This window comes from Kosakonia sp. H02, from assembly GCA_030704225.1.
In the GTDB taxonomy this organism is placed as follows: domain Bacteria; phylum Pseudomonadota; class Gammaproteobacteria; order Enterobacterales; family Enterobacteriaceae; genus Kosakonia.
This window is the reverse complement of record CP131915.1, coordinates 1,084,879-1,100,182: the sequence shown is the minus strand read 5'-3', so window position 1 is coordinate 1,100,182 and position 15,304 is coordinate 1,084,879. Positions and strand designations below refer to the sequence as shown.

Here is a 15,304-nt window from a genome sequence, read left to right as displayed (position 1 = left end):
CATGCTCCTTAGTGACAATCGCCCGCCGGGCTGTCGCAGCAGCTGGCGACGGTTTTGCGCGTTGCCAGCAGGTTCACATCGACGCGGCTTCTTGCACGGCGAAGCAGGCCAATCACCACCACATTAAACAGAATCACCGCCAGGATGCAGGTCAGGCTGTAGATGGGATGTTGGCGGAACGTAACCGTCTGATAAAACAGCGTTGAGAGCGAGTAAGCGATATTCAGCCCCCAGAGCACCGAGAACCCCATCCAGCCGCGGCTGGCTTCACGGGCGATCGCGCCCATGGCGGTAATACACGGCACATAAAGCAGCACAAAAATCAGGTAGCTATAGGCGGCAGCCGCGCTGCCAAATTTCTGGCTCATCACGCCCATGGTGCCGGTCGCCATTTCGCCGTCGCCTTTGCTGGCTTCAATCGGGTTAGCCAGCACGCTCAGGCTGAAGGTCTCTTTGATTGAGCTGCCGGTCTCTTCCAGCGCGGCGGTCAGCTCATCCGTCAGGCTGAATTGTGCCGGGTTAAAGGCTTCCTGCTCGATGTTTTCAGCGGTATAGAGCGTGTTCAGCGTCCCAACCACCACCTCTTTTGCCATCGCCCCGGTGACCAGGCCTACCGTTGCCTGCCAGTGATCGCCATGCACGCCAATCGGCTCTAACAGCGGGGTAAAGACACGGCTGATTGAGGCCAGCGCCGAGTCGTTGATGGTATTTACGGTGCGGCCATCCAGCGAGAAGCTGTTCATCGCGCTGAGGAAGATGCTGACGATGATGATCACTTTACCGGCGCGGATAACAAAGCCTTTCAGGCGCTGCCAGGTTTGCAGCAGCAGGCTTTTCAGATGCGGAACGTGATACACCGGCAGCTCCATGACGAACGGGGACGCTTCACCACGCAACAGCGTGTATTTCAGCATCAAGCCGGTGAGGATCGCCATCACAATACCCAGCACATACAGCGAGAAGACGGCAACCGCGCCTTGCTGACCAAAAAACGCAGCAGCGAAGACAGCGAAGATTGCCAGCCGCGCGCCACAGGACATAAACGGCGCCATCATGATGGTGATAAGGCGTTCACGCGGTGCATCCAGGGTGCGCGCGCCCATCACGGACGGGACGTTGCAGCCGAATCCAACAATCAGCGGCACAAAGGATTTGCCCGGCAGACCCAGCGATTGCATCAGGCGGTCCATCACAAACGCGGCGCGCGCCATATAACCGGAGTCTTCGAGAAAGGACATAAACAGGTACATCATGCCCAGTTGCGGCACCAACGGCAGCACGGTGTTGACGCCACCACCAAGTCCCTGGGCGAGAAACACCGTCAGCCAGTCCGGGAAGTGCAGCGTGTAACCGAGCCATTGAATACCGTGAATAAACACCGCCACGGAACCCGCATCGAAAATCGGTGAAAACGCGCCGCCGATGTTAATCGCGAACAGGAACATCAGGTACATGACGAACAGGAAAACAGGCAGACCCAAAAAGCGGTTGATGATAATGCGATCGACGGCAGCGGTGAAACGGCTTGGCTCAGCGGTGAGGGTATTGCTGACGGTATCGCAAATCGCGGCGATCGACTGATAACGCGCATCGGCAATATGCAGCGCCGGATCGTCCATTTCCGCCTGTAAGCGGGAAAGGGAGGTTTGCAGTTGCGCGTCATCAATGCCTGCATTGGCGCGACTGTAAATATCGCCTTCCAGCATTTGCAGGCCCATCCAGCGGCGCTGTTGCCACGGTATCTCCTGGGGCATTTGCTCTGCCAGCGTACTCGCCTCGCGGGAAAGGGGCAGGGCGTAATGCACCAGCTCAACTTCGTTATTGGTCTGGTGACGATCGATGGCTAATTTCAGCGCCTCGATGCCGCGCCCACGCGTGGAGACCAGCGGGATCACCGGGCAGCCCAGGCGGGTGGCCAGCGCATCAATATCGATACGCAGTTTCTGTTTTTCCGCAATATCGAGCATGTTCAGGGCAATGATGCAGGGAACGCCGAGTTCCAACAGTTGCAGGGTCAGGTAGAGGTTTCGTTCCAGGTTTGAGGCATCGACGACGTTTATCAGCAAGTCGGCATCGCCGTTCAAAATGTAGTGGCAGGCTATTTGCTCATCGAGCGAGGTTTGCGCGGAAATCGTCGTTAGCGAGTAGGTGCCGGGAAGGTCGACCAGCGTCACCTGGTTGTCCGTTGTTGTGAACTGGCCTTCTTTACGCTCAACGGTAACACCAGCCCAGTTTCCTACGCGCTGGCGCGCGCCGGTTAACTGATTGAATAATGTCGTCTTGCCAGAATTGGGATTGCCAATTAAGCCAATGGTCATTTTTTTCATTCTATTTAGCACCCTACGAAAGGTTGGCGATTAACGTGACACCGCTTCTAATTTAAGGAAGGCAAGATCCTTTTTCCGTAACACTAAATTAACGCGACGCGTTTCGATATGAACCGGATCGCCTAAAGGTGCCACACGCACGACATTAAAAGAGGAACCGGGCAACATGCCTAATGACAACAGTTTTTGCCGCCAGGCCGGGCTTATTTCTTGCGAGAAACCGAGAATTTTCCACGCACTATCAGGAGAGAATTGCATAGAGCCTACTTATATGTTCTGCGTGCCAATATCAACCATGCGTCGTCAAGACGTACCGTGTGTCATCGAAGAAGTGGAGAAATAATCTACGGGGCCAATGATAATGAGAATAGTTTCTATCATCAATCGAAACAGTGCGCTTGCGGCGGCGATAAATAAAAAAGTGATGCCTTTTTGACGTAGCGCAATATTTATCACGGCCTGTCTTAGGGGTAATGCAGAATAAAAGTACGGATTTAATTCAGAAAGTTAATGTTTAATTAAGAATTGAAATGAAACAACACCGTTAATATTAAGTGAACAGTTAATAACACATCGGATTGATTAATATTTGTGAATATTAATTCACAAACAAAATAGAGCATTAATCAGAATTTAGAAAATAGCGTGCTGGATCAAAAAAGCCCCTCTCATAAAGAGAGGGGCTTAATATCAACGCTTCTTGCCCATTGCCGCCGCCAGCGCATCCATCATTGCGCTGTTGCCGCTGGGTTGTGACTCGCGACCGCGCGGCGCTTTGGCCGGACGCGCATTACCGCGGTTGCCGTTATCGCGGTTATTGCTGTTTCCACCGCCACGGCGCGCATTACCTTCGCCAGGTTGTTCGTCCAGACGCATGGTCAGCGCGATGCGTTTACGCGGCAGATCCACTTCCATCACTTTCACTTTCACGATATCGCCCGCTTTCACCACCGTGTGCGGATCTTCAACGAACTTGTCCGCCAGCGAGGAGATATGCACCAGGCCATCCTGATGCACGCCGATATCGACAAACGCACCGAAGTTAGTGACGTTAGTGACTGCACCTTCCAGCACCATGCCCGGCTGCAAATCGCTCAGGGTTTCAATACCTTCAGCAAAGGTCGCGGTTTTAAACTCCGGACGCGGGTCGCGGCCCGGTTTTTCCAGCTCTTTGATGATGTCGGTCACCGTGGGCACACCGAACTTCTCATCGGTAAACTCCGACACTTTCAGCTTGCGCAGTTCCGTGCTGTTGCCCATCAAGTCACGCAGGGATTGCTCTGTCGCCGCCAGAATACGCTCCACCACCGGGTAGGTTTCCGGGTGTACGGTCGACGCATCGAGCGGGTTATCGCCGTGGTTAATGCGCAAAAAGCCCGCGCACTGCTCGAAGGCTTTCGGCCCAAGACGGCTCACTTTCAGCAACTGCTGGCGGTTCTGGAACTGGCCGTTTTCATCGCGCCAGGCAACGATATTTTGCGCCATCATGCGGGTTAAACCCGCCACGCGCGTCAGCAGCGGTACGGAAGCGGTATTCAAATCAACGCCAACGGCGTTTACGCAGTCTTCGACGACCGCATCCAGTTTGCGGGCCAGTTGCGTCTGGCTAACGTCGTGCTGATACTGGCCGACACCGATGGATTTCGGGTCGATTTTCACCAGTTCTGCCAGCGGATCCTGCAAACGGCGAGCAATAGAAACTGCGCCGCGAAGGGAAACGTCGAGATCGGGGAATTCGAGCGCGGCCAGTTCCGAGGCGGAATAAACCGATGCGCCCGCTTCGCTGACAATCACTTTTTGCGCGGTGACTTTCGGGAACTGCTTTTGCACATCGAGGAAAAAACGCTCGGTTTCGCGTGAAGCCGTACCGTTGCCAATCGCCACCAGTTCAACGTTATGCTTCTCGCACAGTGCCGCTACGGTCACTGCTGCTTTCGCCGCTTGCCCGGTGTGCGGGTAAATGGTGTCGGTGGCGACCAGCTTACCTGTGCCATCGACCACCGCCACTTTTACGCCGGTACGCAAACCCGGATCAAGACCCATGGTGGAGCGCAGCCCGGCCGGTGCCGCCATCAGCAGATCGTGCAGGTTGCGGGCAAAAACGTTGATGGCTTCATCTTCTGCGCGTTCACGCACTGTGCCCATCAGCTCGGTTTCCAGATGCATCAATACTTTGATGCGCCAGGTCCAGCTCACCACGCTTTTGCGCCAGCTATCCGCCGGGGCGTTATTCAGGCGCAGGCCGAGATGGTCGATAATAATTTGCTCGCCGTGGCTCTCTTTTGGCGGCTCATCGAATTGCGGATCGGCATTCAGCGCCAGTTGCAGCACGCCTTCATTGCGACCGCGAAACATCGCCAGCGCACGGTGTGAAGGAACGGTTGAAAGGGGTTCATGATGATCGAAGTAGTCGCGGAATTTCGCGCCTTCTTCCTCTTTACCCGCAACGACTGTCGATACGAGGTGGGCATTTTTCCACAGATAGTCGCGCACTTTTGCCAGCAGCGCGGCGTCTTCTGCGAAGCGTTCCATCAGAATATAACGTGCGCCATCGAGGGCGGCTTTGCTGTCGGCAACGCCTTTATCGGCATCAACAAAGGTGGCGGCCAGGGTTTCTGGATCCTGCGACGGATCGTTCCACAGCGAATCAGCCAGCGGCTCCAGCCCGGCCTCGATGGCGATTTGCCCGCGCGTACGGCGCTTTGGTTTATATGGCAGGTAGAGATCTTCGAGTTCGGTTTTGCTCAGCGTACCGTTAATGGCGTTTGCCAGTTCATCGCTGAGTTTGCCCTGCTCGCTAATCGATTTCAGGATAGCCTGGCGGCGCTCTTCCAGTTCGCGCAGATAGCCAAGACGGGTTTCGAGCTGACGCAATTGCGTGTCGTCCAGACCGCCGGTGACCTCTTTACGATAGCGCGCGATAAACGGCACGGTATTCCCTTCATCAAGCAGGCGAACGGCGGATTCCACCTGTTCGGTTCGTGCCTGAAGTTCACCCGCAATAATGCGGCAGAGCGAATCATTCATCATTTCTTTCATCATCTTCTGAACAAAAATCAGGGGATAGTTATACGGACTGACACCGCAAAATGCCAGCCGTTGAGCGGTCTCTCGGACTCATCCGCAGGGTTATTTCACATACTCGATTTCATTGACGTACCAGGTCGCTTCACCGCCGGGCGTTTGCACTACCGCCACATCGCCGACCTCTTTTTTTAACAGGGCGCGGGCCATCGGCGAGTCGATAGAGATATAGTCTTTACGGCCAAAAATCTCGTCATAGCCCACGATACGAAAGCGCAAGGTATCGCCGTCGTCGTTTTCAATTTCCACCCAGGCACCAAAAAAGACCTTTCCTTCTTGTTGCGGCGAATAATCGACGATTTTTAAATTTTCCAGACATTTCGTCAGATAACGCACCCGGCGGTCTATCTCACGCAGGCGCTTTTTGTTGTACTGGTAATCAGCATTTTCGCTGCGATCACCAAGGCTTGCCGCCCAGGTAACTTTTTTTGTGACTTCCGGGCGCTCCTGACGCCAGAGAAAATCGAGTTCCTGCTTCAGTTTGTCATAACCTTCGCGGGTAATCAGGGGCGTTTTCATTCATCAGCCTTATTTGGGTCTTGTCTGCACTTTACAAACGAAACGTCGTAACGTACGGATTAATCATGTTTTCTGTGATGCATTATGCATATAAGCTGCTGTTAAATATGCTTTGTAACAATTTCGACTAGAATTTATACCAGATTTAGCTGGTCGTTAACGCGCACTTTTTTAGAATACGGAAACATTATTGTTAGAACCTTTGGGAGTATAAACAATGCAAGAGAATTATAAGATTCTGGTAGTGGATGACGACATGCGTCTGCGCGCATTACTTGAGCGTTACCTTACCGAGCAAGGCTTCCAGGTTCGTAGCGTCGCTAACGCTGAGCAAATGGATCGTTTGTTAACCCGCGAATCTTTCCATTTGATGGTGCTGGATCTGATGCTGCCTGGCGAAGATGGCCTCTCTATCTGCCGCCGTTTGCGTAGCCAAAGCAACCCGATGCCGATCATTATGGTGACGGCGAAAGGTGAAGAAGTGGACCGCATTGTCGGGCTGGAAATCGGTGCCGACGACTATATTCCCAAACCATTTAACCCACGTGAGTTGCTGGCGCGTATCCGCGCGGTGCTGCGTCGTCAGGCAAATGAGCTTCCGGGCGCGCCGTCTCAGGAAGAAGCGGTGATTGCCTTTGGTAAGTTCAAGCTGAACCTCGGTACGCGCGAAATGTTCCGTGAAGATGAGCCGATGCCGTTGACTAGCGGTGAGTTCGCGGTGCTGAAAGCGCTGGTGAGCCACCCGCGTGAACCGCTGTCGCGCGACAAGTTGATGAACCTGGCGCGCGGTCGTGAATACTCGGCGATGGAGCGTTCTATCGACGTGCAGATCTCTCGTCTGCGCCGCATGGTGGAAGAAGATCCGGCGCATCCTCGTTATATTCAGACTGTCTGGGGTCTGGGCTATGTGTTTGTGCCGGACGGTTCTAAAGCATGATGCGAGTGCGTATCTCGCCGCGAAGTTCCTTTGCCCGCACGTTATTGCTTATCGTCACCTTGCTGTTTGTCAGCCTGGTGACAACATACCTGGTGGTGCTGAATTTCGCCATTCTGCCCAGCCTCCAGCAGTTCAATAAGGTTCTCGCTTACGAAGTTCGTATGCTGATGACCGATAAACTGCAACTGGAGGATGGTACGCAACTGGTGGTGCCACCGGCGTTTCGCCGCGAGATCTATCGCGAACTGGGGATTTCCCTCTATTCCAACGAGGCGGCGGAAGACGCTGGCCTGCGTTGGGCGCAGCACTATGAATTTTTAAGCCAGCAAATGGCCCAGCAACTCGGTGGCCCGACCGAGGTGCGTGTTGAAGTGAATAAAAGCTCGCCGGTGGTGTGGTTGAAAACCTGGCTGTCGCCCAATATCTGGGTGCGCGTGCCGCTGACCGAAATTCACCAGGGTGATTTTTCTCCGCTGTTCCGCTATACGCTGGCGATTATGCTGCTGGCGATTGGCGGCGCGTGGCTCTTTATCCGTATTCAAAACCGTCCCCTTGTTGATCTTGAACATGCCGCCCTGAAAGTGGGGAAAGGGCATATTCCGCCGCCGCTGCGCGAGTATGGCGCATCGGAAGTGCGCTCGGTAACTCGCGCCTTTAACCAGATGGCCGCCGGGGTGAAGCAGTTAGCAGACGATCGTACGCTGTTGATGGCGGGCGTCAGCCACGATTTGCGCACACCGCTGACGCGCATCCGCCTGGCGACGGAAATGATGGCGGAAGAAGATGGTTATCTCGCTGAATCTATTAACAAAGATATCGAAGAGTGCAACGCGATTATCGAGCAGTTTATCGATTATTTGCGTACCGGCCAGGAGATGCCGATGGAAGCGGCGGATCTTAATGCGGTGCTTGGCGAAGTGGTCGCGGCGGAAAGCGGGTACGAGCGTGAAATCGAAACCGGGATCATGGCCGGGGAGATCATCGTGCGCATGCATCCGCTCTCTATTAAACGCGCGGTCGCCAATATGGTGGTCAACGCGGCGCGTTACGGCAACGGCTGGATCAAAGTGAGCAGCGGCACGGAGTTAAACCGTGCCTGGTTCCAGGTGGAGGATGACGGTCCGGGTATCAAACCGGAACAGCGCGAACATCTGTTCCAGCCGTTTGTCCGCGGCGACAGCGCGCGCAGCACCAGCGGCACCGGTCTTGGGCTGGCGATTGTGCAGCGCATCGTGGATAACCATAACGGGCTGCTGGAGTTAGGCACCAGCGAGCGGGGCGGGTTATGTATCCGCGCCTGGTTACCCATCCCGATTGTTCGCCAGAACGGGCAGATCAAGGAAGCATAAAAAAACCCGCCAAAAAACGGCGGGTTTTTGTTGTGCTGACGTAATCAAATTACAATTTCGGCCCGGCGCTCACCAGCGCAGCGCCGGCGGCGGTATCGGTATATTTCTCGAAATTCTCAATAAAAAGCGTCGCCAGCTGCGTGGCTTTCTCCTGCCACTGCTCCGGCGATGCGTAAGTGCTACGCGGATCAAGGATGCGGCTGTCCACGCCCGGCAATGACGTCGGGATTGCCAGGTCAAACATCGGCAGGGTAAAGGTTTCGGCGTCATCCAGCGAACCATCCAGAATGGCGTCAATAATTGCGCGCGTATCTTTGATGGAGATGCGTTTGCCTGTGCCATTCCAGCCGGTATTCACCAGATAGGCCTGTGCACCGGCGGCCTGCATCCTTTTTACCAGCACTTCGGCATACTGGGTGGGATGCAGCGACAGGAATGCCGCACCAAAGCAGGCGGAGAAGGTCGGTGTCGGCTCGGTCACGCCGCGCTCAGTACCCGCCAGTTTGGCGGTGAAGCCGGAGAGAAAATGGTACTGCGTCTGGCTGGCCGTCAGACGTGAGACCGGCGGTAAAACGCCGAACGCATCCGCCGTCAGGAAGATAACTTTCGTCGCATGGCCCGCTTTCGACACCGGTTTAACGATGTTCTGAATATGGTAAATCGGGTACGAGACGCGGGTATTTTCCGTTTTCGAGGCATCATCGAAATCGATACTGCCATCGGCACGGACGCTGACATTTTCCAGCAGCGCATCGCGGCGGATAGCGTGGAAAATATCCGGTTCCGCCTCTTCAGAGAGACGGATCGTTTTGGCGTAGCAACCGCCTTCAAAGTTAAACACGCCGTCATCATCCCAGCCGTGTTCATCGTCACCAATCAGACGGCGTTTCGGATCGGTGGAAAGCGTCGTTTTACCCGTGCCGGAAAGACCAAAGAACACCGCGACATCGCCTTTTTCGCCAACGTTAGCCGAGCAGTGCATCGAGGCAATGCCCTGCAACGGCAGCAGGTAGTTCATGATTGAGAACATGCCTTTTTTCATCTCGCCGCCGTACCAGGTTCCACCAATAAGCTGGATACGCTCGGTCAGGTTAAACGCGACAAAGTTTTCCGAATTCAGGCCCTGCTCTTTCCACTGCGGGTTGGTGCATTTCGCGCCGTTCATCACGATAAAGTCCGGCGTAAAACTTGCCAGCTCTTCATCGGTTGGGCGGATAAACATGTTTTTAACGAAGTGCGCCTGCCAGGCTACTTCCGTAATAAAGCGAACGGAGAGGCGGGTGTCCGGGTTCGCGCCGCAAAACGCATCGATAATAAACAGGCGTTTGCCGGAGAGTTGCTGCGTGACCAGCCCTTTTAAATGCTGCCAGATCACAGGCGAGATCGGCTTGTTATCGTTCTTACCTTTTCCTTTGTCGGCCCACCACACCGTATCGCGCGTGGTGTCATCACGGACAATATACTTATCTTTCGGCGAACGGCCGGTAAAAATACCGGTGTCGACGGCGACAGCACCAGATGTCGTCAATACGCCTTGCTCATATCCTTTCAGGTCTGGACGGAGCTCCTCCTGATACAACGTGTCGTAATCGGGGTTGTAGACGACGTCCTGAACATCGTTGATTCCATAAGCCTTGAGATCTTGCGGGGTTAAGCTCTTAACGCGCATGTCACTGCTCCTTAGCCAATATGTACTACCTGAAAGTGTAGGGTTGTTTTTTGCCCGCTACCGGGACGAGGCTCATAGAATTATCTGACCTGACAAACCCAGAATGACGCAAAACGCTGTGATTAGGGTCACGTAACGAGACGGATTACGGTCAAATTTATTACATTCACCGGGGAAATGTTATCAAAATGGCGTAAGACAACATTTTTAACCTTTGCTTTGTGACTGTAATCGCTTTCATGAAAGAGAATTACGTAACACTTACCGGCGGGATTTTAACAAAAACGTGACGGGGAAAACAAAAACGCCGCCCAACGGGCGGCGACATATAGGCGCTATCAATGAACCTGGGGATCGGCAGGGGAGGCGTTATTGCGGATTTCCGCAATATCCATCGCGTTAAAGAGATAGTGGTTACCGCAATAATCGCAGTGCATATCAATCTCGCCCTCTTCAGCCAGAATGCTGTCCACCTCTTCATCGGGCAGAGTTTTCAGGGCGTCAGCGCAGCGTTCACGCGAACAGGTGCATTTGAATTCAACATCCTGCGGATCGTAGAGCGTGACCTCTTCTTCATGGTACAAGCGCCACAGCACATCTTGCGCCTCCAGGGTCAACAGCTCTTCCGCTTTAACGGTTTCTGTCAGTACGGCTAAATGCTCGAAATCGGCGGCCTGCGTCTCCTGCGCGGGCAGAACCTGCAACAACATACCGCCCGCCGCAGGCTGACCGTCGACATCGCCGGTACGAATAAACAGACGCGTCGGCAGCTGTTCAGAGCGCAGGAAGTAATCTTCCAGACATGCCGCCAGCGTATCGCCTTCCAGGCCAACAACACCCTGATAACGCTCGCCCTCTTCCGGGGTAATGGTGATAACCAGGTAGCCGTTACCAACCAGCGTTTTTAAATCCGCATTGTCAGGAATGTCGCCCTGCACGCGAGCAACGCCGCGCATCTGCTGGCGATTGTTGCCGTTGATAACGGCCAGGCTCATCGGGCCATCGCCCTGCAACTGAACGGTAATATCACCGGCAAATTTCAGCGTAGCGGTCAGCAGGCTGGTCGCGACCAACAACTCACCGAGGAGGGTTTTCACCGGCAGCGGATAGTTGTGGTTTTCCAGAACCTGTTTCCAGGTTTCGGATACCGTTACCAACTCGCCACGCACGGCATAGTTTTCAAATAGATAGCGGTGTAATTGGTCTTGATTGGCCATGATTATCTCTCTTGCGGGTGCGCGTTACTCGCTGCCACCGGATTTAAATTTCAGCAGATCGCGTCGCTCCTTTTTGTCCGGACGGCGATCGGGGTGCGGCATTGTAAGCGCATTGAGCTTGCGGGCCTGCGCCATTTTTTCGCGTTTCTCAACGCTTTCCGCGGTTTCTTCATACAGTTCAACGGCTTCGCTTGCGGGACGGCGTTGATCCGTTATGCGTTTAACGATAACGGTACGCTCGTCATTTCCCTGACGCAGCGTCAGCGTGGCGTTCAGCTCGACGATTTTACTCGGCTTGCTGCGTTGCCCGTTGTAATGCACTTTGCCGCCGTCAATCATCTCGCGGGCCAGGGCGCGGGTTTTATAAAACCTCGCACACCAAAGCCATTTATCCAGGCGGACATCTTGCGCAGGCTGCTGTTTCATTACATCTCCTTTAAAAGCGAGGGGAGCAAGCGGCGGTAGTCATTCATTCCCGGATGGCGCAAATAGCTTTTTTCTGCCAGCCCGGAATCCGGGTTGGTTACACCCAGGCAATAGCGAATGCCAAACGTCGCGGCGGCATCAAGGATCGGCTCGCTGTCATCAATAAACAACGTGCGTTCAGGATTGAGACCCGTTTGCTGGGCAACGGCCTGCCACAAGCGCTGATCCTCTTTCGGATAACCAAATGTATGGGTGGAAAGTAATAAATCAAGGTGCGAGGCCAGGCCAGTATGTTCAAGCTTTACCGCCAGATTGTGCGGGTGCGCGTTGGTCAACAAAATGCGCCGCTTACCGCTTTTTTTCAGCGCATCCAGAAACGGCACCGTATCTTCACGCAGTACGGCGCGCGGCCCTTGCTGTGTGGTCATGGCGCAAATATCAAGCCCGAGGCGTTCGCTCCAGTAGTCCAGACAGTACCAGTTTAGCGTATGCTGCACGGCGTGATACTCCTGGCGGATAGCGTCCTGCGCTTGTTCGACCGTTAAGCCCAGCTTCTCGCCGTAGGTTTGCGGCACCAGTTGTTGCCAGAAGAAGTTATCAAAGGCGAGATCGAGTAGCGTGCCGTCCATATCCAGCAGAACGGTATCGACGTCCTGCCATGCAATATCAATGTGCATTAAAAGGCTCCAGCCAGAAGAAAACGTGCGCGACAGGTTAACACAGCTCGCGCAGCGCGGTGTTATCAGCCAAGGCTATCTTCGGTAGGGATCAGACGGGGGTTCAGACAGCTTTCATAGTACTGCTGAATCTCTTCGATACGGGTGCGGTTGCGCTGGTAGCGGCGCAGGGCCAGCACGCCGTTATACACGCCGCAAATCACCATCGCCAGCAGCAGCAGGGTGGTGCCCGCATATCGCCACAAACCGGCCGCATCTGGCATGCGATGCAGGCTGATATGTTTCGTGCCGTTCGCATCGGTGAAAAGAGAAGTGATGATGCCTTCGGCGTGGAACGGGGTCTGCATCAGCAACTGCGCCAGGCGCTGAAATTCCGTCCATTGCTCTTGCGCCGGGTAATCGTAGAGCGCGATGGGCGGCCACGGCTGATCGACCAGTTCGTTACCCTCTTCGCTAATAATCAAAAAGCCACCCGGTGCCGGGCTGTTCAGCGCCTGCGCCGCGCGCGTGGTTTCACGCATGATAAACGGCGCGGTGGAGGTGGTAACCAGATTATCCAGCGACTCGGCACTCACCGGGCGCAGCAAGACATTCACCCCGGTCAGCTTTCCTTCACTGGCCCGTTTGGTCAGCGTGTCCCAATCCTTACTGTTGCCCAGATTCACCAGCGCGTTTTTCAGCCGCAGACATTCATCTTCAGCGGCGCACAGATCCTGTGTTTTCAGCACGATATCGGCGAAGTCATCCAGCAAGACCATGCCGGATTTTTGAATGGCAGAACGTAATACCGGGCTAACGCGGGAATCTTCTTCGGCTGTGGGATGAAGCTGACGACTGACTGCCTGAGCAAGCGCCGTGGCTTTCGTGACGGTATCAGATTCTGGCAGCGGCAAAGGCGGGGCGTTATTCCAGATGATCTGCGAACAGTCGAACGGCGTGAATGGCGATGTCTGGCGCGATGTCCAGTTGCCTTGCGTATGGATATTACACATCCCGGTGCCGCTAATACGCAGCGTATCGCCAATGCGCAGACCGGCGGCTTCAAGCTGATTTACGCTGCTGGCTTCGACGGTTTGCGCGCCCTTAATCCACGAAACGGTGAATTTGATGGGCATATCCAGCGGGACCCAAATCAGCAACATTGCCAGCACCACCAGCGAGCCGATAGAGATCACCGCGCTGCGCACCCAATGTTGTAACGGGAAATTTTTCACCTCGTCATGCAGCGATAAAAAACGCCCCTGGCGCACGACGTGGCGATCAAGATAGATATCGATATCCGTTTGCTGGCCCAAATCGCGGGTGATAAAGGGCTGCCAGTGACGGGGATAAATCAGGTCAATAATACCCAATGAGATATTATTCATTTGCTCCTGATTATTTTCACCGAACAGCCCCCAGCGCTTTGGCGTGCCACGCAGACAATGGATCTCCCGCAGCGTATTTTTGGCCGGTGGCGCATACATTCCCCACAGCCCGGCGGCGAGCAGCAATATACCGCCGCCTGCCAGCCACGGAACGAAGACGTCGGGCGCGGCGAGACAGAAAAAGAACATCAAGAAAGAGGCGGAGATCAGCAGCGCTTCGCGCAGGCCGTCCGGGCGGCTTAAGGCATATTCATACGGCGTTTCACGGCGGATATTGAGCAGCTCAATCTGTTCGCTCTCTTCACCGCGAATGGCCGAATGTGTCGAGGCGATATTCTCCAGCTCGCCGCCGCGCTCTTCATGCATATGTTCGCTGAGCGTGTGGCCATTCAGGGAGATCACCAACGGCATTGAGTCGGTGCGAATCAGCTCAACATTATTCTCGTCCGTGATGTATTGCTCCCACGAGGGCGGGAGATGGACTTCCACGGAATCCAGATAGTAGCGCCACTTATTAGGGGCGTCCGTCGTGATGCCGTAGCGCGTGATGGAGTGCGCGACAAACAGAACGGTATTGCTGTGGGCATTGAGTTTGATGGTTACCGGCGCGGCAGTGGCGCCGGTCGGCCCAGGGATATTTTGCGTACGGGAAAGCGTTTCCAGATAGCGTTCAACGGCGTCGCGCTCTTCTGAAGTTAATTTGCGGGCAGTTGCGCCGGTGAAAGCCTGTAAATAAGGCAGTCGGTACCGGCGTTGCGACCTGAACCTGTAAATCCATCCGGCGAGGAATGCGCAGGCCAGCATAGCAGCGAAAAAAATCAAAATGGTGCTCATGCTTTCCCCATCTTACTTTTTCTAACAGGTGTAGTCAGTTGCACCCTTCCCGTAACTATCTAATGTGGTTGGCCGTGATAAGCAAGAAATTAACTTGTGTATTTTTAAGCGCATACCATCGGCGGGAAGAATAGCAAAACGACCCAGGTGGGAATATCAGCAAATTCTTAGTTTTATTTCAACCTATTGACTTTCTGGTGAAAATGGGAATTGGTTTGGAGTGGGTTGCAAGAATGTAAAATAGAGGCAAATGACATTGCCCAAACAGTGCGTAGTGTCGCACAATAACGAAAGTTTCTCTGCAAAGACCGATAATAATGAGCGAATCATTGCAAAAACCCACCATTCTTAACGTCGAAACCGTAGCCTCTTCACGACTTTTTAACGTAGAGCGTGTTGACCTGGAATTTAGCAACGGTGTGCGCCGGGTCTATGAACGTATGCGTCCTTCTACTCATGAAGCGGTGATGATTGTGCCGATTGTCGACGATCATCTGATCCTGATCCGCGAATATGCGGTCGGCACCGAATCCTACGAGCTGGGATTTTCCAAAGGGCTTATCGATCCGGGTGAGAGTATATACGAAGCGGCGAACCGTGAACTAAAAGAAGAGGTTGGATTTGGCGCAAAAGAGCTTACTTTTCTGAAAAAACTCAGCATGGCGCCCTCTTATTTCTCCAGCAAAATGAACATTCTTGTTGCAGAAGACCTTTATCCTGAGTCATTGCCAGGTGACGAGCCAGAGCCGCTACCGCAGGTACGCTGGCCGTTGAAGCACCTGATGGACCTGCTTGAAGACCCGGATTTCACCGAAGCCCGCAACGTCAGTGCGCTGTTTTTAGTGCGCGAATGGTTAAAAAGCCAGGGGCGGCTCTGAGAGCACAAAATAATAAATGA

General features: G+C 54.1%; 12 protein-coding genes. 3 read left to right on the top strand and 9 right to left on the bottom strand.

Features of this window, described 5'->3' with window-relative positions:
* Positions 1-8 precede the first annotated feature (8 nt).
* The 4 genes from feoB to greB all read right to left on the bottom strand — a co-directional run bounded on the left by feoB (position 9) and on the right by greB (position 5,930).
* Positions 9-2,327, bottom strand: a complete 2,319-nt coding sequence (gene feoB, locus Q5705_05260) for a Fe(2+) transporter permease subunit FeoB (protein ID WLI77965.1) — start codon at positions 2,325-2,327, stop codon at positions 9-11.
* A 30-nt stretch (positions 2,328-2,357) separates the two neighbouring features.
* A complete protein-coding gene (feoA, locus tag Q5705_05255) occupies positions 2,358-2,585 on the bottom strand; it encodes a ferrous iron transporter A (protein ID WLI77964.1) in 228 nt (75 codons plus the stop codon).
* Between the two features lie 432 nt (positions 2,586-3,017).
* Positions 3,018-5,357 (bottom strand): Tex family protein, encoded by a 2,340-nt coding sequence (locus tag Q5705_05250; protein WLI78975.1) that lies wholly within the window; start codon positions 5,355-5,357, stop codon positions 3,018-3,020.
* A gap of 99 nt (positions 5,358-5,456) precedes the next feature.
* Positions 5,457-5,930 (bottom strand): transcription elongation factor GreB, encoded by a 474-nt coding sequence (gene greB / locus Q5705_05245; protein WLI77963.1) that lies wholly within the window; start codon positions 5,928-5,930, stop codon positions 5,457-5,459.
* Positions 5,931-6,147: 217 nt separating this feature from the next.
* Between greB and ompR the strand changes: the two genes are divergently transcribed.
* Complete coding sequence (ompR, locus tag Q5705_05240; protein WLI77962.1) at positions 6,148-6,867, top strand: two-component system response regulator OmpR; 720 nt, start codon at positions 6,148-6,150, stop codon at positions 6,865-6,867.
* A complete protein-coding gene (gene envZ / locus Q5705_05235; GenBank protein ID WLI77961.1) occupies positions 6,864-8,216 on the top strand; it encodes a two-component system sensor histidine kinase EnvZ in 1,353 nt (450 codons plus the stop codon). The genes ompR and envZ overlap by 4 nt, the downstream gene beginning before the upstream one ends.
* Before the next feature lie 49 nt (positions 8,217-8,265).
* On the opposite strand, the gene pckA is transcribed toward envZ, so the two are convergent.
* The 5 genes from pckA to Q5705_05210 all read right to left on the bottom strand — a co-directional run bounded on the left by pckA (position 8,266) and on the right by Q5705_05210 (position 14,406).
* Positions 8,266-9,885, bottom strand: a complete 1,620-nt coding sequence (gene pckA, locus Q5705_05230) for a phosphoenolpyruvate carboxykinase (ATP) (GenBank protein WLI77960.1) — start codon at positions 9,883-9,885, stop codon at positions 8,266-8,268.
* A 338-nt stretch (positions 9,886-10,223) separates the two neighbouring features.
* Positions 10,224-11,102: an Hsp33 family molecular chaperone HslO gene (hslO, locus tag Q5705_05225; protein ID WLI77959.1), complete on the bottom strand. Its 879-nt coding sequence runs from the start codon at positions 11,100-11,102 to the stop codon at positions 10,224-10,226.
* 24 nt (positions 11,103-11,126) lie between these two features.
* Positions 11,127-11,528 (bottom strand): ribosome-associated heat shock protein Hsp15, encoded by a 402-nt coding sequence (hslR, locus tag Q5705_05220; GenBank protein WLI77958.1) that lies wholly within the window; start codon positions 11,526-11,528, stop codon positions 11,127-11,129.
* Entirely contained in the window at positions 11,528-12,205 is a 678-nt protein-coding gene (yrfG, locus tag Q5705_05215) for a GMP/IMP nucleotidase (protein ID WLI77957.1), read from the bottom strand. The genes hslR and yrfG overlap by 1 nt, the downstream gene beginning before the upstream one ends.
* 65 nt (positions 12,206-12,270) lie before the next feature.
* Entirely contained in the window at positions 12,271-14,406 is a 2,136-nt protein-coding gene (locus Q5705_05210; GenBank protein ID WLI77956.1) for an intracellular growth attenuator family protein, read from the bottom strand.
* 317 nt (positions 14,407-14,723) lie between these two features.
* Here Q5705_05210 and nudE point away from each other — a divergent pair, with 317 nt between their 5' ends.
* Positions 14,724-15,284 (top strand): ADP compounds hydrolase NudE, encoded by a 561-nt coding sequence (gene nudE / locus Q5705_05205; protein ID WLI77955.1) that lies wholly within the window; start codon positions 14,724-14,726, stop codon positions 15,282-15,284.
* Positions 15,285-15,304 lie beyond the last annotated feature (20 nt).